Origin of the sequence: Micromonospora nigra, assembly GCF_900091585.1 — a bacterium.
Lineage (GTDB): Bacteria > Actinomycetota > Actinomycetes > Mycobacteriales > Micromonosporaceae > Micromonospora > Micromonospora nigra.
In genome coordinates, this window is the sequence record NZ_FMHT01000003.1 from 372,878 (window position 1) to 393,706 (window position 20,829).

A 20,829-nucleotide genomic window follows, 5' to 3' on the forward strand; every position below is an offset into this window, starting at 1 on the left:
GACCGCCACCCGGGGCCGCCAGTCAGCTCAGCGCCCGCTGGATCTGCGCGATCAGCACACCGCACCTGTGCCGGTCCCGGGCACCCACCATGCCGATGATGGTCGCCGGGACGTCGCCGTTGTCCGTCATCGCCGGGTCGTAGTGCATCAACACGACGAGTTCCCCCCGGTCGATGAACGGGAGGAGCAGCGGCTCGGCGTCCACCCCCGAGGGGAGGGAGAAGAAGGTGGTCATGGCGCACGGGTGCTGACCCAGCAGGGAGCTGCGGTGCAGCAACGAGGTGGTGGCGCCGCTGACCCGGAAGTTCGGGTCGATGACCCGGTGCTCGCCGGTGCGGCTCGTCCCGGCGTCGAACGAGCAGTACCCCCGGTAACCGAGGGCGCTGGCCCTGCGTACCCCCGCGGTCAACGCCTCGACGAGTTCCGCCGGCGGTTGGTCGTCGTCCATCACGCACCCGGTCCACGTCGCGGTGGGTTGGGGCAGGTGCGCCGACGCACCGAGATACTCGACCGAACCGCTGGCCGTGACGGCGAACTGGACACCCCAGACCGACCGGAAGGGGATCTCCTCCTCCACGATCCACCGGTCGCTGATCTGTTCCAGTTGTTGGAACAGCGCCCGGTTGAGCCGGTCCTGCAACCGCCTGCTGAAGATCGCGATGCCGCTGTACACCTCGACGCCGGCCGGTTTGATCACCACCGGCCGGCGGTCCCGCTGCACGATCCGACGTACCTCGGCGGGGGTGGCGACCTGCCGCCGGGGCAGGTAGTCCGACCCGATCAGCGTCTCCAGAACGGTCTTGTTGTTGAGTTCTGCCAGCAGCTCCGGCGTGTTGCGGGCCGGTGCGGTCCGCAGGTGCGGGTCGTACTCGGGGAACTGGAGTTCGAGCAGTTCCCCCCGGTCGGCGGCGGCGCGGGCGAGCTGCACGGCCTGCGCGCCGGACCGGAACTCGCGTAGATCACTGGGAACCTTGAGGCCACAGCGGCTGAGCAGGCGTAGCGACTTGTCCGTGCTGGCTCCGCTGCTGCAGATGACCGCCGCCTGGTACGGCAGGGTCAGATGCATGCCGGTCACCAGGTCGAGGCCGTTCTGCAGGCCGGCGCCCGCACCGGTCAGGTAGCGGCTGTCCGCGGTCGCCACCGGGCTCGGCGGCCGGGCGAGGACCACGCCGTCAGGGGCGAACACCTGTACTTGGATGGGTCCATCCATGGGATCTCCTGTCATGCCGGCCCGCAAGGGGCCTCGGGGTGGCATAGGGTCCGGACGCACGGCGGCCACGATCCGCGGGATCGTGAATGGAGGCGTCGCGTTCCGGTCCGGATGGGGCCGCCGGCCGCGAGGTCGGGTGGCCCGTGTGCGTCGGTCGGCGGGAAGTGGGCTGAGCCGGCCAGGTAGCGGACTGGCTTGTGGTCAGAGCTGCCGCGGCGCGGTGCACACCAGCAGCCGGTGGTGGCTGCCGACCACCGGCTGGTTCATGATCGCCAAAGCATAGTCAGCTCCCGGCCGGGATAGGGATGGGCCGGACAGCCGAGTCCACACAGCCCTTTTCGCCACCGATCGGGTAGGGGTGGCCACTGAATCCGTCTAGGGGTGTACGTCTCCGTTTCGGAATCCGTAGGGTCGGGTGCCGCCGGGTCGTCACTCCCCTGCACCGCGACGGATCGGGGGGCGCCTGTGGGTACGCCGGTCGACCGGCCGCACCGGCCACGCGTCTACCGGTCGTCCCTTCCGATCGGAGGTACGGCTGATGTCTGTCGGGTTCGTTGGCGCTCAGGGTGTGGTTGGTGGGCGGTTCGACGGGGACGGGGCGGGCGGGGGTGTGGATCTGGTGGGGGATCTGCGTCGGCCGGTGGTGTGGCCGGCGCGGGCGGCCACCGAGGTGCGGGTCCTGGAGGACGTACCGGCGTCCGCAACGATGCTGCTGGCAGGTCTGGTGGGAGTCCTCGCCCGACACACCGGCCAGGACGAGATCACCATCGGCGGGCCCGAGAACGGTGTGCTGCGCGTCGACGTGACAGGAGATCCCGGCTTCGGGGAACTCGTCGACCGGGTCACCTGGGCCACGGCCGGTGACAACAACAGCTCGACAGCCGACAGCAGTGCCGGGAAGGTACGCGTCGGCCTGGTCGACGGGCCGGTGACCGAAACCAGACCCGACACCGTCGACGTCGACCTGATCGTCACCATCGCCACCGACACCACCACCATCCGCATCGACTACGCCGCCGACGGATACAGCCCACAGTGGATCCGATCCCTACTCGACCAGATCACCGCCCTCACCACGGCAGGACACCAGGCACCACAGACCACCCTGTCCCGACTACCGCTGCTCGGCGACGCCGAACGAGAACAACTCCTCGCCTGGGGACACGGCCCGCAGCAAGCCATCCCCACCGAACCGATCCACGACCTCGTCCTGCGCTGGGCACGGCAGACCCCCGACGCCATCGCCGCCATCGCCGACGACACCACCCTCACCTACCGCGAACTCGACCACCGCTCCGCAGCCCTCGCCGCATACCTCCACACCACCGGCATCAAACCCGGCGACGTCGTATCACTGGCCCTGGACCGCAGCCTCTGGACCATCATCGCCACCCTCGGCATCCTCCGCGCCGGCGCCGCCTACACCCCCATGGACACCACCTGGCCCCCCGAACGAATGCGCCTCCTCCTCACCGACAACGGAGCCCGCATCGTCCTGACCACCCACCACACCGCACCCCACATCCCCACCCCCGACGGCGTCACCGTCATCGCCCTCGACCACCACTGGCCCACCATCGCCACCCACACCCTCACCAACCCACCACACACCACCCCCGACACCCCCGCCTTCGTCATCTACACCTCCGGCTCCACCGGCACCCCCAAAGGCGTCACCCTCAGCCACGACAAACTCACCAACTTCCTCACCTGGATGACCAACGAATGCCACATCAACCCCGACAGCCGCATGCTGCATTCGGCGGCGCCGGTGTTCGACGCGGCCTTCGGGGAGGTCTTCGCCACGCTCATCGGAGGGGGCCGTGTCGTCGTCTGCTCCCGCGACGACCTGCTCGAACCGCGTAGGCTCACCGACCTCGTCAACCGGCACGGTGTCACGCACACGTTCGGGCCGGCCACGAACATCGCCCCGCTCGACCCGGCGGCCTGTCCCGGGCTGCGCTGCATCATCTTCGGCGGCGAAGCCGTTCCGCCGCCGCTGGCCCAGCGGTGGCTGGCGGCGGGCGTCCGGGTGCTCAACGCCTACGGTCCGGCGGAGATCGCCGTGGCGTGTTCGTGGTTTGATGCGTCAGCAGGGTGGGACGGGGCGTACGTGCCGATCGGCTGGCCCATGCCCAACCGGCAGATCCGCGTCGTCGACACCAACCTCGACCTCGTCCCCCTCGGCATGCCCGGCGAAATCCTCATCACCGGCCACGGCATCGCCGACGGATACCTCCACCGCCCCGAACTCACCGCCGAACGATTCGTGACCGACCCCCACAGCGGCCAACCCGCCTACCGCACCGGCGACCTCGCACGCTGGAACGCCACCGGCGCACTCGAAATCCTCGGCCGCATCGACCACCAGGTCAAAATCAACGGCATCCGCATCGAACTCGGCGAAATCGAAAGCATCCTCACCCAACACCCCCACGTCAACACCGCCGTCGTCATCCGCCACGAAAGCCACGGCACCACCCGCCTCATCGGCTACGTCACCCCCCGCGACAACCACACCCCCACCAACAACACCCTCCGCGAACACGCCACCAAACACCTCCCCCCATACATGGTCCCCGCCACCATCATCACCCTCGACACATTCCCCACCGGCAACACCGGAAAGATCAACCGCAACGCACTCCCCGAACCCGGAACACACCGCCCCGACCTCGACACCGAGTACGCCGAACCCGCCACCGGCGAGGAACGCCTCGTGGCCCGGGTGTTCGCCGAGGTACTCGGCATCGACCGGGTCGGCGCACAGGACAGCTTCTTCGATCTCGGCGGCACCTCGCTACAGTCCGCCGCCGTCGCCACCCGCATCGACGAAGCCACCGACACCGTCGTACCGGTGTCCCAGATCCACCGCACCCCCACCCCACACGAACTCGCCCACTGGCTCACCACCGCGCCCCGCCGTGCGCCCGCCGGTGTGCCGGCCCGCTCGCGCTCGGGGCTGGTGCCGCTCGCGCAGCAGGTGGCGAAGTGCCTGATGTCGCCGCTGGAGGTGGTCGTCCCGGTCACCTGGTGGATCGAGGGTGACCTGGACCTGCGGGCGCTGATGGCCGCACTCGGCGACGTACACCAACGACACGAAGCCCTACACGCCCGCTACCGCCGAGTCGACCCACCCGTCGCACTCATCCCCCCGAACCCCGGAAGACCACAGGTACAACTACTCGCCGACGCCACCAGCGAACACGAAGCAATGAACCAACTCGTGGCAACAGTGCAAAAGCCACTCGACTACACCCAGGGCCGCAACTGGCGCGCCGCCCTCATCCGCGAACGCACCACCAACCGCACCCTCCTCGGCATCGGCATCCACCACATCGCCTTCGACGGCTGGTCCCACTCACTCCTCGTCCGCGACCTCACCCACGCCTACACCGCCCGACACCACGGCCAACCCCCCACCTGGAACCACCCCGCCCCCACCCTGCGCCAAACCCACGACGAACACACCCGCCTCCGCAACGCCGCCGACCTCCCCACCCAACGCACCTACTGGCGCAACCAACTACGTGACCTGCCCCGACAGGGCCGCGGCGGACCGACGGTGGGTCTGGAGCAGGTGTTGGCGTGGGGGCCGAAGGCCGGGCACACGGTCACCGTCGGCCGGGAGGTGCTGCGGCGGTGGGACGAGGCGGCGCGGGAACACCGGTTCAGCCGCTCCAGCTACTTCGTCGCGGCATTCGCCTCCGCCCTACGCGCCGTCCACCAACAGGACGACATCGGCCTGCTGATGGTCGTGGCGAAGCGGGGCAGCCGCGTGCTCGACTCGGCGTTCACCACCCGGCTGAACCTGAACTGCGTACGGGTGCGGTTCGACGGGCCGCAGGACGACAAGCTCGTCCTGCGGGTCCACGAGACGATCGCCGACCTCATGCGCGCCCAGGATGTCCCCTTCGCGGAGACCGCCGACGATCCCGCCGCGGGTCTGCCCAGCGAGGTGGTCGCCAGCCTGCCGACCTTCGTGTACCAGGACAACGTGATGCTGCCGCTGGAACTGCCCGGCTGCCGCACCGAGGAGGTCGTCGACCCGTACGCCCGGGAGGTGTCCAACGGCCTGACGGTCGAGGTGCTGCCCCGGGTCGACCATGCCCTCCTGCGCGTCACGATCCGCACCGACTACCTGCCGTACCGGCTAGCCGAGGAGCTGAACGAGCACATGTCGCGCTTCCTCGAAGCCGGGCCGACCATGGTGTCCCACCACTGACCCGTCTCACCCACCCATTCCGGGCGACGACCGCCCTCGCAGTTCCCTGACCCGACCGCGTCCAGACGGGCGAAGCCGGGTTCCTGATCGGAGGTACGGCTGATGTCTGTCGGGTTCGTTGGCGCTCAGGGTGTGGTTGGTGGGCGGTTCGACGGGGACGGGGCGGGCGGGGGTGTGGATCTGGTGGGGGATCTGCGTCGGCCGGTGGTGTGGCCGGCGCGGGCGGCCACCGAGGTGCGGGTCCTGGAGGACGTACCGGCGTCCGCAACGATGCTGCTGGCAGGTCTGGTGGGAGTCCTCGCCCGACACACCGGCCAGGACGAGATCACCATCGGCGGGCCCGAGAACGGTGTGCTGCGCGTCGACGTGACAGGAGATCCCGGCTTCGGGGAACTCGTCGACCGGGTCACCTGGGCCACGGCCGGTGACAACAACAGCTCGACAGCCGACAGCAGTGCCGGGAAGGTACGCGTCGGCCTGGTCGACGGGCCGGTGACCGAAACCAGACCCGACACCGTCGACGTCGACCTGATCGTCACCATCGCCACCGACACCACCACCATCCGCATCGACTACGCCGCCGACGGATACAGCCCACAGTGGATCCGATCCCTACTCGACCAGATCACCGCCCTCACCACGGCAGGACACCAGGCACCACAGACCACCCTGTCCCGACTACCGCTGCTCGGCGACGCCGAACGAGAACAACTCCTCGCCTGGGGACACGGCCCGCAGCAAGCCATCCCCACCGAACCGATCCACGACCTCGTCCTGCGCTGGGCACGGCAGACCCCCGACGCCATCGCCGCCATCGCCGACGACACCACCCTCACCTACCGCGAACTCGACCACCGCTCCGCAGCCCTCGCCGCATACCTCCACACCACCGGCATCAAACCCGGCGACGTCGTATCACTGGCCCTGGACCGCAGCCTCTGGACCATCATCGCCACCCTCGGCATCCTCCGCGCCGGCGCCGCCTACACCCCCATGGACACCACCTGGCCCCCCGAACGAATGCGCCTCCTCCTCACCGACAACGGAGCCCGCATCGTCCTGACCACCCACCACACCGCACCCCACATCCCCACCCCCGACGGCGTCACCGTCATCGCCCTCGACCACCACTGGCCCACCATCGCCACCCACACCCTCACCAACCCACCACACACCACCCCCGACACCCCCGCCTTCGTCATCTACACCTCCGGCTCCACCGGCACCCCCAAAGGCGTCACCCTCAGCCACGACAAACTCACCAACTTCCTCACCTGGATGACCAACGAATGCCACATCAACCCCGACAGCCGAATGCTGCACTGCTGTTCACCGGTCTTCGATGTGGCACTGGGTGAGATCTTCACCGCCCTGACCTCCGGCGCGCGGGTCGTCGTCTGCTCCCGCGACGACCTGCTCGACAGCCGTCGGCTCACCGAGCTGATCGCCAAGGAGCAGGTGACCCACGCGTTCTGCCCGCCCACCAACCTGGCGTCGGTCGACCCGGCCGACTGCCCGAGCATGGCCTGCCTGACGCTCGCCGGGGAGGCGGTGCCGCCCTCGATGGCGCACCGCTGGATGTCCACCGGCGTACGCCTGGTGAACGCCTACGGTCCGGCGGAGGCCGCCGTGGCGTGTTCGTGGTTTGATGCGTCAGCAGGGTGGGACGGGGCGTACGTGCCGATCGGCTGGCCCATGCCCAACCGGCAGATCCGCGTCGTCGACACCAACCTCGACCTCGTCCCCCTCGGCATGCCCGGCGAAATCCTCATCACCGGCCACGGCATCGCCGACGGATACCTCCACCGCCCCGAACTCACCGCCGAACGATTCGTGACCGACCCCCACAGCGGCCAACCCGCCTACCGCACCGGCGACCTCGCACGCTGGAACGCCACCGGCGCACTCGAAATCCTCGGCCGCATCGACCACCAGGTCAAAATCAACGGCATCCGCATCGAACTCGGCGAAATCGAAAGCATCCTCACCCAACACCCCCACGTCAACACCGCCGTCGTCATCCGCCACGAAAGCCACGGCACCACCCGCCTCATCGGCTACGTCACCCCCCGCGACAACCACACCCCCACCAACAACACCCTCCGCGAACACGCCACCAAACACCTCCCCCCATACATGGTCCCCGCCACCATCATCACCCTCGACACATTCCCCACCGGCAACACCGGAAAGATCAACCGCAACGCACTCCCCGAACCCGGAACACACCGCCCCGACCCCGGTGTCGACTACGTCGAGCCCGCCACCGATCGCGAGGGACTCGTCGCCGACCTCTTCGCCGCCGTCCTCGGCATCGACCGGGTCGGCGCGAACGACAACTTCTTCCGCCTCGGCGGCACCTCGCTACAGTCCGCCGCCGTCGCCACCCGCATCGACGAAGCCACCGACACCGTCGTACCGGTGTCCCAGATCCACCGCACCCCCACCCCACGCGAACTCGCCCACTGGCTCACCACCGCGCCCCGCCGTCCCCGGCCCGAGCCCGAGCCGTCCGCCGCCGCGCGTTCCGGCCCGGTCAAGCCGGTTCCGTTGACGCCGTCGGTCGCCAAGTGCGTCTGGCTTCCCTTCGAACTGGTGTGTCCGAGCACCTGGTGGATCGAGGGTGACCTGGACCTGCGGGCGCTGATGGCCGCACTCGGCGACGTACACCAACGACACGAAGCCCTACACGCCCGCTACCGCCGAGTCGACCCACCCGTCGCACTCATCCCCCCGAACCCCGGAAGACCACAGGTACAACTACTCGCCGACGCCACCAGCGAACACGAAGCAATGAACCAACTCGTGGCAACAGTGCAAAAGCCACTCGACTACACCCAGGGCCGCAACTGGCGCGCCGCCCTCATCCGCGAACGCACCACCAACCGCACCCTCCTCGGCATCGGCATCCACCACATCGCCTTCGACGGCTGGTCCCACTCACTCCTCGTCCGCGACCTCACCCACGCCTACACCGCCCGACACCACGGCCAACCCCCCACCTGGAACCACCCCGCCCCCACCCTGCGCCAAACCCACGACGAACACACCCGCCTCCGCAACGCCGCCGACCTCCCCACCCAACGCACCTACTGGCGCAACCAACTACGTGACCTGCCCCAGCAGGGCCGCGGCGGGTCGAAGGCCCCGCTCGAACAGGCGCTCGCCTGGGGGCCCAAGGACGGACGGCTGCTCACGGTCACACCCGAGGTCGTCCGGCGGTGGGACGAGGCGGCGCGGGAACACCGGTTCAGCCGCTCCAGCTACTTCGTCGCGGCGTACGCCTCCGCCCTACGCGCCGTCCACCAACAGGACGACATCGGCCTGCTGATGATCGTCGCCAGGCGGGGCAGCCGGATCCTCGACGCGGCGTTCACCACCCGGATCAACTCCAACTGCGTACGGGTGCGGTTCCAGCCCGGTCAGGATCTGCTCCAGCACGTCCAGCAGACGATCGACGAGCTGATGGCCGCCCAGGACATCCCGTTCTCCGAAAGCGCCGCCGACCCGGCCGTCGGCCTGCCCAGCGAGGTGGTCGCCAGCCTGCCCGGCTTCGCTTACCAGGACAACGTGGTGCTGCCGCTGGAACTGCCCGGCTGCCGCACCGAGGAGGTCGTCGACCCGTACGCCCGGGAGGTGATGAGCGGGCTGACCGTGGAGGCGATCCCCCGCGACGACGGGGCCCTGCTGCGCATCACCTTCCGCACCGACCTGCTCCCGGTCAGCTTCGTCGACCAGATCGGTGCTCACATGCTGCGGTTCCTCGAAGCCGGTCCCCCGGCAGCCGCCCAGGCCGGCTGACCGGGACCCGGACGCGTCGGCAGGGAACCCCGACGGGCCGGGGGCGCCCTGCCGAGACCGGCTTGCCCTGCCGACATCGCGGGTGCCCTGCCGGCCCAGGGGCGCCCTGCCGAGACCGGCGCGTCACGTACACGCGGATGGGCCCGTCGCGGTGCCGCCCGGTGGAACTCAGCGGACGAGGACCGCCGGGCAGTGGGCGAGCAGGTCGTTCGGAGCGTGCGCGACCAGGTCGGGACCGGCGGCGAGCAGGGCGGTGACGTCGCCGCCGTGCCACGTGGTCGCGACCGTGGTGGCTCCGGCGTCCCGACCACTGAGCAGGTCGATCACCGCGTCACCGACCATCATGGCCTGGCCCGGCGCGACGCCGAGGTGGCCGAGGGCCTGGAGCACGATGTCGGGGGCCGGCTTGGGCCGGGGCACCTCGTCGGAGCCGATCACCCGGTCGAACAGGCCCAGCACGCCGAGCGTGTCGAGCAGTGAGCGGGCCCGGGGGCCGCTCTTGCCGGTGGCGATGGCCATCCGCACGCCCCGGGACCGCAGCGTCTCCAGGGTCTCCCGCACACCGGGGAAGAGCGGCACGAGGTGCGCCATCCGGTAGCTCTCCCGGACGAACGGCTCCTCCATCTCCAGCGGTAGTCCCATCAGCCGCATGATGTCCGGGAAGTATCGGCCCATGTGCCGGTTGTACTCCTCGAACGGGGCGGGCCCGTCGCCCACGACCTCGGCGTACGCGATGCTGAACGCCTCGCGCATGACGGCCGAGCTGTCGACCACGACACCGTCGAGGTCGAACACGACCGCGCGGACCGGACCCCGGCCTGCGGCCGGTGGGGACACGTCGACGCTGGACGGTGATTGGCTCATGGCTGCTCCCCGGAGCGAGTGAGGTCGCCGGTGGTTCTCACCGGTCGCGATGGCCCGCCAGTGCATGCTGCCGCCGCGGCTCGGTGGGCCGGGCGGAGTCGTAGACGCGTTCGATGACGCCGATGGTCCGGCGTGCCTCCGCGGCGGCTGCTCCCCGACTGTCCGGGTCGGCGAGCAGTGCCGGCAGGGCGTCGAGTTGGCGGTCGTACTCGGCGCCGACCGGCTCGTCGGGCAACGGCAGCCGGACGGTTTCGCCGTCGCGGGTGCGGGTGAGCACCGGCGTCGGTTCCCGGTTCGGGCTGAAGCCGAACGTGCAGCGCAGGGTCGCCGACCCGGCCACACCCTGGACGGTGATCGTGGTGCGGTCCCGCGCCTCGTGCGACGCCCAGCAGGCGTGTACGGCGACGGACGCGCCATCGGCGGTGAGCAGGAATCCCCGCGCGGTGTCCTCGACGTCGCCGCGGGTCCGGCCGTCGGTCGTGGCGTCACTGCGCCAGGCCGCCTGGGCGGCGCTGTCGTTGACGAAGTCGTCGGAGACACTGCCCACGGCGTGCACGATCCGGGTCGGGCCGAGCAGCGGCAGCGCCGTGTCGAGCAGGTGCCAGCCGAGGTCGACGAGGGCACCACCGCCGGCCAGGTCGCGGCGGGTGAACCAGCCGCCCGCGTCGGGCACCCCCCGGGCGCGGACCCAGGCGACGTCGACGTGACGGATCGGACCCAGCTCGGCGGCCACGTCGACGAGCGCGCGGACGTCGGCCCGCCAGCGGGCGGCGCTACCGGCCAGCAGCACCGCGCCGCCGGCGCGTTCCGCGGTGGCGAGCAGGTCCGCCTCGGCGGTGGTCAGGCAGACCGGCTTCTCCAGGAACACCGGCACGCCCCGGCGCAGCAGCCGGGCCGCCACGGCGGTGTGCAGGTGGTTGGGCACGGCCACGACCACGAGGTCGGCCGCGTCGGCGGGCAGGTCGTCGATGTCGGCGTACGCGGCGGGCACGGCGTGGATCGCGCGGGCCCGGTCGCGGACCGCCGCCTGCGGATCGACCAGCGCCGTCACCTGGAAGGCCGGGTGCGCGGCGAGCCGCGGCAGCCAGATCTCCCGGCCGGCCCAGCCGAGACCGACCACGGCGGTCCGGACCGGGGATGCGCCGGCCGCAGGGGCAGTGGTCATCCGGCGAGGACGTCGGTGAGCACGGCGGCGATGTCGTGCATCTGCTGTTCGGTGCCGAGCAGGGTGCGGTGGTGCAACCAGACGCAGTCGGAGTGGATCTGCTCCACGTTGGGGCAGCGGGCCGCGATCTGGTCGACGGTCTCGTCAGGTGCCCCGGCCTCCCAGAAGCCGTCGCAGCGGTAGATGGCCCGGAAGGCCACGAAGGCCGGCACCCCACGGGCGATGAGGGCGTCCACCACGGCGCGGCGACGCTGCACGGTGATGCCGGGGATACGGAACATGGCCATGTAGTGGGGGTTACGGTCGCCGCGCTCGTCGCGGCCCTGCGGCACCACGCCCGGGATCTCGGCGAGCAGGCTGGCCAGCAGCGGCCACCGTTGTTCGCGGACCGCGATCTGGGCGTCGAGCCGGGTCAGTTGGGCGCGCAGCACGGCGGCGCTGAACTCGTTCATCCGGTAGTTCGACCCGCTGGTGCGGTGCAGGTAGTCCCGGTCGGTGCGGGGCCGGCCGCAGCTGTGCACCAGGAAGGCGCGTTCGAGCAGTTCCGCGTCGGGGAAGAGCACCGCGCCGCCCTCACCGGCGGTCATCAGCTTGCCGTTCTGGAAGCTGAACGCGGCTACGGAGCCCAGTTCGCCGACCCGCCGACCCTGCCACTGCGCGCCGTGGGCGTGCGCAGCGTCCTGGAGCAGCGCCACCCCGGCGTCGGCGGCGACCTTGTCCAGCGCGTCCATGTCGGCGAACTGGCCGGCCATGTGCACCGGCATGATCACCTTGGTGCGGTCGGTGATGGCGGCGGCGACCGCGGCCGGATCGACACAGTACGTGTCGAGGTCGACGTCGACGGGCACGGCAACGGCACCGAGGCGCTGGGCGGCCAGCGACGACGAGATGAAGGTGAACGCCGGGACGATCACCTCGGTGCCCGGTCCGACGCCGAGCACCTCCAGGGCGACCTCCAGGGCGTGCGTGCCGTTGGTGACGGCGAGGGCGTGCGGACTGCCGTGGTAGGCCCCGAACTCGGCCTCGAAGGTGTCCACCTCGTTGCCGCCGACCCGCCACCACTGGCCCTGGTCGAGAGCGCGGATCAGACCGGCCCGCTCCTCGTCGCCGAACTGCGGCCACTCGGGGAACTCCGGCACCGTCGACGGCTCACCACTCATGACTTCCACATCCCAATCCAGGAGGACCAGCGGTCTGGCTGTCCCGCGGCTGCGCGCCGTCCCGCGGGCGCCGGGTGGGACCCGGGCCGCTCGGTCGGGTTCGAGGCGGACGCCGTCGCCGATCACGGCGAGTGCACTGCTCGCGATGGACGCTAACGGACCCGGCAGGCCGCTCACCTCCCCTAACAGCCCCTACCCAACCCTTAGCCGGGTGCCGGCCGACCCGGGTGGGCGGGCGGCCCGGTGCCGCGCCCCTAGCGGCCCCTAACCACCCCTTAGCCGGGCCGGCGACCCGAACGACGGCCTGCGCGCCTGGGCGATACTGTCGACACTGTCGTCGGTTCCGTCGCGGACGGGGCCGCTCCCGTGAGGTGAACCGTGTCCGACGTGCTCCTGTTGAACGGCCCGAACCTGGGCATCCTCGGTCGGCGGCAGCCGGAGATCTACGGCACCGACACCCTTGAGGACGTCGAGCGGGCGGTCGCCGAGGAGGTCTCGGCGCGCGGCTGGCGGGTCGTCGCGGAGCAGCACGACTGTGAGTGCGGGCTGATCCGCGCCGTGCAGGACAACTACGACAGTGTGGGCGCGATCGTCAATCCCGGTGCGCTGATGATCGCCGGGTGGGGGCTGCGGGACGCGCTGGCGAACTACCCCCGGCCGTGGCTCGAGGTCCACCTGTCCAACGTCTGGGCCCGGGAGAGCTTCCGGCACGAGTCGGTCCTCGCCCCGCTCGCCAGCGGCTTGATCGCCGGACTTGGTGCGCTGGGCTACCGGCTGGCCGCCCGCGCCCTGGTGAACACCGTCGAATGAGCGGCCCACCGAGAGGGATCGACAGCCTTCGGTACGGTCGTCGGCACCTCAGCCACTACACGAAGGACACTCCGTGCGCATCGCCATCATCACGCTGACCGTCATCCTCGCCTCGGTGTTCCTGGCCGTGGCCGTTCCGAAGCTCACCGGCCAGGCGCAGATGCGTGACCGGATGTCCCATCTCGGCGTCTCCGCCGGCCTCACCCGGCTGCTCGGTGTGCTGGAGATCGCCGCCGTGGTCGGCCTGCTGCTCGGCCTGCTCTGGTGGCCGGTCGGAGTCGCCGCCGCGATCGGCGTGACCCTGCAGATGATCGGTGCGGTCGTCTACCACGCCCGCGCCAGGGACCCGTTGCCGGTGACCCTGGTGCCGCTGGCCTTCGCCCTTGCCGCGGCCGCGCTCGCCGTCCTGCACGTGGCGAACGGCTGACCGGGTGCCGGCCACGCGGGGTGCCGCCGTGGGCGTGCTCGGTGTCGACGTCGGCGGCACCAAGGTCGCGCTGCGGGCGGAGGCGGCCGGCCGGCCGGCGTACGAACGGACGTTCCGCTGGCCGGCGGGCGGCACTCTGGATGCCGACCTGGCGGCCCTGCACGCCGAGCTGACGGCGCTGCGCGCGGCGTGGGGTCCGGTGCACGCGGTCGGCGTCGCCATGCCTGCGTCGACCGACGTCGCCGGCACCGTGACGACCTGGCCGGGCCGGCCGAGCTGGACCGGCCTGGACCTTGCCGGGACGCTGCGGCGGCTGGTCCCCGACTGCCCGGCGGCGTACGCCGACGACGGTGACCTCGCCGCGCTCGCCGAGGCCCGGCACGCCTGCCGGGACAACCTGGTCTACCTGGGTGTGGGCACCGGGGTCGGCGGCGGTGTGGTGCTGGATGGTCGGCTCGTGCCGGGCCGCGCGTCCGCGGAGGTCGGTCATGTCGTCGTCGACCTCGACGGCACGGTGTGCGACTGCGGCCGTACCGGCTGCCTCCAGTCGATCGCCTCGGGTCCGGCCACCCTGCGTCGCGCCGCTCACGCCCGAGGGCGGGAGGTGACCTTCGACGACCTGCGGACCGGGCTGCGCGACGGCCGGCCGTGGGCGGTCGACGCGGTCCATGACAGCGGCGTCGCGCTGGCGACGGCCGTGGTGAGCCTCGGCGAGCTGCTGGCCCCGACGACGGCGGTCCTGGGCGGTGGCTTCGCCAGCGGGCTGCCCGGCTTCGTCGACCTGGTCGGGCAGGCGGCACGCCGGGCCGGCCGCCCCGGGCGGCCCGCGCCGGTGGTGCAGGCCGCCGCCCTCGGCGGGCTGTCGTCGCTGCACGGCGCCCTCTGGCTGGCCCGTGACCTCGCCACCGGAACCGCCGGTGACCGATCCGACCCCACAGCGGAGGAGACTCCACGATGATCAGAATCGGCGTCATCGCCGGCAGCACCCGCCCCGGCCGCAAGTCCGACGCCGTGGCCCGGTGGGTGCGCGACATCGCCGCCAAACGGGACGACGCCACGGCGGAACTGGTCGACCTGCGCGATCACCGCCTGCCGCACCTCGACTCGCCGCTGCCACCGTCGATCGGTCCGTCCACGAACCCCACGGTCCGCCGGTGGGCGGGCACCATCGCCGCCCTCGACGCGTTCGTCTTCGTGACCCCGGAGTACAACCACTCGATCCCCGGCGTGCTCAAGGACGCCGTCGACTACCTCTACCAGGAGTGGCACAACAAGTCCGCCGGCCTGGTCAGTTACGGCATGCACGGCGGCACCCGCGCCGCCGAGCACCTGCGGCTGGTGCTCGCCCAGGTGGAGGTGGCCGACGTCCGCTCGCAGGTGGCGCTGTCCCTGCACACCGATTTCGTGGCGTTCCGCGACTTCCGGCCCGCCGCCCACCAGGAGGCGGCGGTGTCGGCCATGCTCGACCAGGTCGTGGCGTGGGGTCGGGCGCTGCGCGGGCTACGCCGGCCGTGACCGCCGCGCCCACGCCCGTGATCGGCGGCGCGACCCGGGTGTACGTGCTGCTCGGTGATCCGATCGCCCAGGTACGCGCACCCGGTCTGCTCAATCCGGTGCTGGCGCGGCGCGGCACCGACGCCGTGCTGGTCCCGATGCACGTGGCACCGGGCGACGTCGCGCCGGTGGTCGACGGGCTGCGGCGGGTGGTCAACGTGCACGGCATCCTGGTCACCGTGCCGCACAAGGCGACGGCCCTGACGCTCGCCGACCGGGTCACCGCCCGGGCCCGCCTGGCCGGCAGTGTCAACGCCCTGCGTCGGGAACCCGACGGCAGCTGGTCGGCGGACACCTTCGACGGTGTGGGTTTCGTGCGCGGCCTCGTGGCGGGCGGACACCGTCCCCACGGGCTGCGAACCTGCGTGGTGGGGGCGGGCGGGGCGGGCAGCGCGATCGCCGTCGCTCTGCTCGACGCCGGCGTGGCCGGGCTGTGCCTGGTCGACACGGATGCCGGCCGCCTCGACACGTTGCGACGGCGGCTGTCCGACGCGTACCCCGGGCGGGTGGACGCCGCGACCCGGCCACGGTTGGCCGACGTCGACCTCGTCGTCAACGCGACCCCGCTGGGCCTGCGGCCGGACGACCCGCTGCCGTTCCCCGTCGCCGACCTGCCGGCACACGCCGTGGTCGCCGAGATCATCATGTCTCCGGCCGAGACACCGCTGCTGAGGGCGGCGCGGCAGCGGCAGCTGGCCGGGCACCCCGGTGAGCCGATGCTCGCCCAGCAGATCGACTCCTACCTGGAGTTCTTCGGGCTGTGACCGCCCCCGATCCGCTTCGGGGCACCGGTCAGCCTGTGCACGGGTCAGGGCGGTCCGGTCGGACGCGGACCGGATCTCGGGTCAGCGGTGCGCGCCGACCAGGCCGCCACCTCCGCCGGCCCGGCGGAGTTCGCGTACCGGGACGGCTAGTCTCTGTCCATGGCGAGGTACTACGACGTGCACCCGGACAATCCGCAGCCCCGGGCCGTCCGCCAGATCGCCGACCTGATCCGTGACGGCGGACTGGTGGCATACCCGACGGACTCGTGCTTCGCGTTCGGGTGCCGGATCGGCAACCGGGAGGGACTGGCCCGGATCCGGGAGATCCGCCGGCTCGACGAGCGGCACCACTTCACGCTCGTGTGCCGGGACTTCGCCCAACTCGGCCGGTTCGTACACGTCAGCAACGCCGTCTTCCGCATGGTCAAGGCGTCCACACCGGGCAGTTACACGTTCATCCTGCCGGCCACCCCCGAGGTTCCCCGCCGGATGCTGCACCCACGTAAGCGCACCGTCGGTGTCCGCGTACCCCGGCACCCGGTCGTGCAGGCGCTGCTGGCCGAGTTGGGGGAGCCACTGGTGTCGAGCACCCTCATCCTGCCCGGCGACGAGGAGCCGATGACGCAGGGCTGGGAGATCAAGGAGCGGCTGGACCACCTCCTCGACGCCGTGGTCGACGCCGGGGACTGCGGCAGCGAACCCACGACGGTGGTGGACCTGTCGGGCTCGGAGCCTGAGGTGCTGCGCCGGGGCGCCGGCGACCCCTCCCCCTTCGAGTAACACCGCGCCGCCCGTCGGGCCACCGTCGCCGCCTTCCCCACCGGCACCTACCGCCAGCGCGTAGGTCACCCGCACAGGGTGGGCGTTCATCGACAACCTCATGGCGCTCCCGGTCAACCTGGGCCAGCCACGATGTTCTCATCGCGGTCGATGCTCGATCGAGCCGCCGAACCCCGTAGGGCGTGGTGCCAACGAAGGCTCGGCCAGCGCGTCCCTACGCCGCACGGAGGAGAAGCAGAGTGACCAGGACGACTATCCGACGGCCCCTGACGGTCGCCGCAGCCACGATCGCACTGATCGCCACCGGCGCGGTCATCGCCCCCGCACCGGCGTCTGCTCACTGGAGCTGCGGCAGAGCCGCACCGACGGACATCGACACCACCGGCGGCCACCACACCACCGGGTCCGCCAACATGCGCGTCGGGTCCAGCACCCGCTGCGCGATCGCCGGCATCTCGTACTCCAGCCAGTCGCTCGACTACCACTGCTACGCGCTGGACATCAACGGTATCGACACGTGGACCTACGTCGTCAACGTGCAGACGAAGGTCGGCGGCTGGATCCGAGACGACCTGCTGAACGACGGGGGCTCTCTGGAGTGGTGCCCCGGCCAGACCCAGGTCTGAGGCTGACCGCTACTCGGCTGCGGCCGACGTCGGGCCAGCAGCAGCGACACGGCTGACGGGACCACCGGGCTCCGGGTGATCACCCGGAGCCCGGTGGTCCATCCCGTGCAGCCACCGACCGGAGCCGGATCGGCAACGATCCGGCCCGGTCCGTCCGCGCCGGGGTGCGTGTCAGCAGGCACATCGACCGCGACCTCCACCGTCGAGGCGAGGGCGGTTGGATTCCGGCCAGTGGTCGGGGTTGGCCGGGCGTACGCAGGGCTCGGTGTGGCTGCGGCGCGGCGGGCGCTTCCGGGCGGCACCCGAACAACCGCCGGTACGCCCGACAGAGCGACGGTTCTGACGGGTTACGGCGGGGTTTCCGGCGCGGGTCGTTCTGGGGCGCCGAGGTCTTGCGGGCAGGTCCGATGCTGAGTATGTTAACGATAACATCGAGGTGTTCGGATGGCTCTACGAGGGCCGTCATCCCTGATCGACGACCGTCCGGCCGGTGTGCGGGTGACACCCGGCGACGCCGTGGCGGTCCACCGACTTGACGAATGGCGACTGACCCGAGGCTACGGAGGCCGCGATGCCCTCTCCTTCCCTGAACCGTCGATCTGTCCTACGGGCCGCCGGTGCGACCGCCATCGCCTCCGCGGTCGGGTCAGCCGTCGGGCCCCTCGCCGGTGGGGACGCCGCCCGGGCGGCGCTGCCCCCGGTCCGGTCCGACATCGGCGTCTCGGCGTACGCGTTCGAGCCCGGCCAGGTCCGGCTGACCGGCAGCCGCTGGCACGACAACCAGAGCCGCACGCTGAACTACCTGCGGTTCGTCGACGTCAACCGGCTGCTCTACAACTTCCGCGCCAACCACCGGCTGTCCACCGCCGGTGCCGCGCCGAACGGCGGCTGGGACGCCCCGACGTTCCCGTTCCGCACCCACGTCCAGGGGCACTTCCTGACCGCGTGGGCGCAGGCGTGGGCGGTGCTCGGCGACACCACCTGCCGGGACAAGGCCAACCACCTGGTCGCCGAACTGGCGAAGTGCCAGGCGAACAACCCGGCCGCCGGCTTCCACACCGGCTACCTGTCGGGGTTCCCCGAAGCCGACTTCAGCGCCCTCGAGGCCCGCACGCTGACCAACGGCAACGTGCCGTACTACTGCATCCACAAGACGTTGGCCGGCCTGCTCGACGTGTGGCGCCTCATCGGCAACACGCAGGCCCGTGACGTGCTGCTGGCGCTCGCCGGCTGGGTCGACTGGCGCACCGGACGACTCACCGCCAACCAGATGCAGGCCATGCTGGGCACCGAGTTCGGCGGCATGAACGCGGTGCTGACCGATCTGTACCAGCAGACCGGTGACGCGCGGTGGCTGACCGCCGCCCGACGGTTCGACCACGCCGCCGTGTTCAACCCGCTCGCGGCGAACCAGGACCAGCTCAACGGGCTGCACGCCAACACGCAGGTGCCCAAGTGGATCGGCGCGGCACGGGAGTACAAGGCCACCGGTACCACCCGGTACCGGGACATCGCCACCAACGCGTGGAACCTCACGGTGAACGCCCACAGCTACGTGATCGGCGGCAACAGTCAGGCCGAACACTTCCGGGCCCCCAACGCCATCGCCGGCTACCTGCGCAACGACACCTGCGAGGCGTGCAACACGTACAACATGCTCAGGCTGACGCGGGAGCTGTGGCAACTGGACCCCGACCGGGCCGCGTACTTCGACTTCTACGAGCGGGCCCTGCTCAACCATCTGATCGGGGCGCAGAATCCCACCGACAACCACGGCCACATCACCTACTTCACGCCACTGCAACCGGGCGGCCGGCGCGGTGTGGGCCCGGCGTGGGGCGGCGGCACGTGGAGCACCGACTACGACTCCTTCTGGTGCTGCCAGGGCACCGGGCTGGAGAGCAACACCACGCTGATGGACGCCGTCTACTTCCACAACGGCACCACCCTGACGGTCAACCTGTTCATGCCGTCGGTGCTGACCTGGACCCAGCGCGGGATCACGGTCACCCAGTCCACCTCGTACCCGGTCAGCGACACCACCACCCTGACCGTCACCGGCTCGGTCGGCGGATCGTGGACGATGCGGATCCGGATCCCGGCGTGGACGAGCGGGGCGACCGTCAGTGTCAACGGCACACCGCAGACCATCGCCACCACGCCGGGCAGCTACGCCAGCCTGACCCGCTCCTGGGCCTCCGGGGACGTGGTCACGGTGCGACTGCCGATGCGGGTCCTCATGGTCGCCGCCAACGACGACCCCGCGGTACAGGCGATCACGTACGGCCCGGTGGTGCTCTCCGGCAACTACGGCACCACGAGCCTGAGCGGGCTGCCCGCGCTGAACACCGGGTCCATCACCAGGACCGGCGGCAACGCGCTGGCGTTCACCGCCGTCGCCAACGGCACCACCGTCAGTCTCGGGCCGTTCCACGACGCCCACGGGCACAACTACACGGTCTACTGGAACACCGGCGGAGGCGGCGGCAACGACGCCAGCTTCCGTCTGGTCAACGCGGCCAGCGGCCTCGTACTCGGCATCCGGGACATGTCCACGGCCGACGGGGGCCTCGCCCTGCAGTGGGGGGACACCGGCACCGCCGACCACAACTGGCAGATCCTGGTCGACGGCTCCGCCGTCAAGCTGCGCAACGCGCACAGCGGGAAGGTGCTCGGAGTGGAGAACATGTCCACCGCCGACAACGCCCGCGTCCTCCAGTGGGCAGACAACGGCACCGCCGACCACCTCTGGACGATCGTCGACGTGGGCGACGGCACCCACAAGCTGCGCAACGTGCACACCGGCAAGCTGCTCGCCATCTCCGGCGGCTCCACCAGCCAGGGTGCCCAGGCCGTGCAGGACCCCGACAACGGCAGCCTGGACAACCAGTGGCGGTTCGTGCCGAACGGGGCCCGTCGGATCCAGAACCTCGCCAGTGGGCTCGTGCTCGGCGTACAGGACATGTCCACCGCCGACGGTGGCTCGGTCATCCAGTGGGGCGACACCGGCACCGCCGACCACCTCTGGACCGCGATCGTGGACACCGGGGGTTACCTGCGGCTGCGGAACTCACACAGCGGCAAGGTGCTCGGCGTCGAGGGCGGCGCCTCCGCCGCCGGTGCCCGGATCGTCCAGTGGGCCGACAACGGTGCCACCGACCACCGGTGGCGGCTGCGCCACGGCGGCGGCGACCACTTCCGCATCCAGTGCGCCCACGGTGGTCGCGTCCTCGGCGTCAGCGGCGGCTCCACCAGCCAGGGGGCGCGGATCGTCCTCGGCGACGACCGTGCGGCCGCCGACCAGCGCTGGCGCTTCATCTGAGCCACGGGTACGGGTCTGAGCCACGGGTACGGGCCGACGGCCCGCACCCGTGGTGACCACAGCTGACCGGCCGGGTCAGCGACGACCCGGCGCGGCGGTCCTCGAACACAGCGCGGTAGCG

14 protein-coding genes are annotated in these 20,829 nt (G+C 71.0%); 10 read left to right on the forward strand and 4 right to left on the reverse strand.

The features are described from left to right. Positions 1-22: 22 nt before the first annotated feature. A complete protein-coding gene (locus GA0070616_RS01675; protein WP_091075136.1) occupies positions 23-1,210 on the reverse strand; it encodes an ATP-grasp domain-containing protein in 1,188 nt (395 codons plus the stop codon). A 538-nt stretch (positions 1,211-1,748) separates the two neighbouring features. Here GA0070616_RS01675 and GA0070616_RS01680 point away from each other — a divergent pair. Further along, positions 1,749-5,435: a non-ribosomal peptide synthetase gene (locus GA0070616_RS01680; protein ID WP_091075137.1), complete on the forward strand. Its 3,687-nt coding sequence runs from the start codon at positions 1,749-1,751 to the stop codon at positions 5,433-5,435. 102 nt (positions 5,436-5,537) lie between these two features. Continuing rightward, positions 5,538-9,236 carry a non-ribosomal peptide synthetase gene (locus GA0070616_RS01685; protein ID WP_091075140.1) on the forward strand — a complete coding sequence of 1,233 codons (3,699 nt, stop codon included), beginning with the start codon at positions 5,538-5,540 and terminating at the stop codon, positions 9,234-9,236. 168 nt (positions 9,237-9,404) lie between these two features. Here the strand turns inward: GA0070616_RS01685 and GA0070616_RS01690 are convergent, their stop codons facing one another. From GA0070616_RS01690 to GA0070616_RS01700, 3 genes are read right to left on the reverse strand one after another with little or no spacing between them, the layout of a single operon-like run. After that, positions 9,405-10,100 (reverse strand): HAD-IA family hydrolase, encoded by a 696-nt coding sequence (locus GA0070616_RS01690; protein ID WP_091089657.1) that lies wholly within the window; start codon positions 10,098-10,100, stop codon positions 9,405-9,407. Between the two features lie 37 nt (positions 10,101-10,137). Continuing rightward, positions 10,138-11,265: a Gfo/Idh/MocA family protein gene (locus GA0070616_RS01695; protein ID WP_091075142.1), complete on the reverse strand. Its 1,128-nt coding sequence runs from the start codon at positions 11,263-11,265 to the stop codon at positions 10,138-10,140. After that, on the reverse strand, positions 11,262-12,425 hold the full coding sequence (locus GA0070616_RS01700) for a DegT/DnrJ/EryC1/StrS family aminotransferase (RefSeq protein ID WP_091075145.1): 1,164 nt from the start codon (positions 12,423-12,425) through the stop codon (positions 11,262-11,264). The genes GA0070616_RS01695 and GA0070616_RS01700 overlap by 4 nt, the downstream gene beginning before the upstream one ends. 378 nt (positions 12,426-12,803) lie before the next feature. Between GA0070616_RS01700 and GA0070616_RS01705 the strand changes: the two genes are divergently transcribed. From GA0070616_RS01705 to GA0070616_RS01740, 8 genes are all read left to right on the forward strand, one after another. After that, complete coding sequence (locus GA0070616_RS01705) at positions 12,804-13,235, forward strand: type II 3-dehydroquinate dehydratase (protein ID WP_091075147.1); 432 nt, start codon at positions 12,804-12,806, stop codon at positions 13,233-13,235. Between the two features lie 73 nt (positions 13,236-13,308). Continuing rightward, positions 13,309-13,662: a DoxX family protein gene (locus tag GA0070616_RS01710; RefSeq protein WP_091075149.1), complete on the forward strand. Its 354-nt coding sequence runs from the start codon at positions 13,309-13,311 to the stop codon at positions 13,660-13,662. Between the two features lie 4 nt (positions 13,663-13,666). After that, complete coding sequence (locus tag GA0070616_RS01715; RefSeq protein WP_091075151.1) at positions 13,667-14,620, forward strand: ROK family protein; 954 nt, start codon at positions 13,667-13,669, stop codon at positions 14,618-14,620. After that, positions 14,617-15,177 carry an NADPH-dependent FMN reductase gene (locus GA0070616_RS01720; protein WP_091075153.1) on the forward strand — a complete coding sequence of 187 codons (561 nt, stop codon included), beginning with the start codon at positions 14,617-14,619 and terminating at the stop codon, positions 15,175-15,177. The genes GA0070616_RS01715 and GA0070616_RS01720 overlap by 4 nt, the downstream gene beginning before the upstream one ends. Beyond that, positions 15,174-15,980 (forward strand): shikimate dehydrogenase family protein, encoded by an 807-nt coding sequence (locus GA0070616_RS01725; protein ID WP_091089660.1) that lies wholly within the window; start codon positions 15,174-15,176, stop codon positions 15,978-15,980. Before GA0070616_RS01720 ends, GA0070616_RS01725 begins: the two co-directional genes overlap by 4 nt. Before the next feature lie 159 nt (positions 15,981-16,139). Next, a complete protein-coding gene (locus GA0070616_RS01730) occupies positions 16,140-16,760 on the forward strand; it encodes an L-threonylcarbamoyladenylate synthase (RefSeq protein ID WP_091075154.1) in 621 nt (206 codons plus the stop codon). A gap of 239 nt (positions 16,761-16,999) precedes the next feature. Then, on the forward strand, positions 17,000-17,386 hold the full coding sequence (locus GA0070616_RS01735; protein WP_245712613.1) for a hypothetical protein: 387 nt from the start codon (positions 17,000-17,002) through the stop codon (positions 17,384-17,386). Positions 17,387-17,957: 571 nt separating this feature from the next. Further along, a complete protein-coding gene (locus tag GA0070616_RS01740; RefSeq protein WP_091075156.1) occupies positions 17,958-20,708 on the forward strand; it encodes a beta-L-arabinofuranosidase domain-containing protein in 2,751 nt (916 codons plus the stop codon). Positions 20,709-20,829 lie beyond the last annotated feature (121 nt).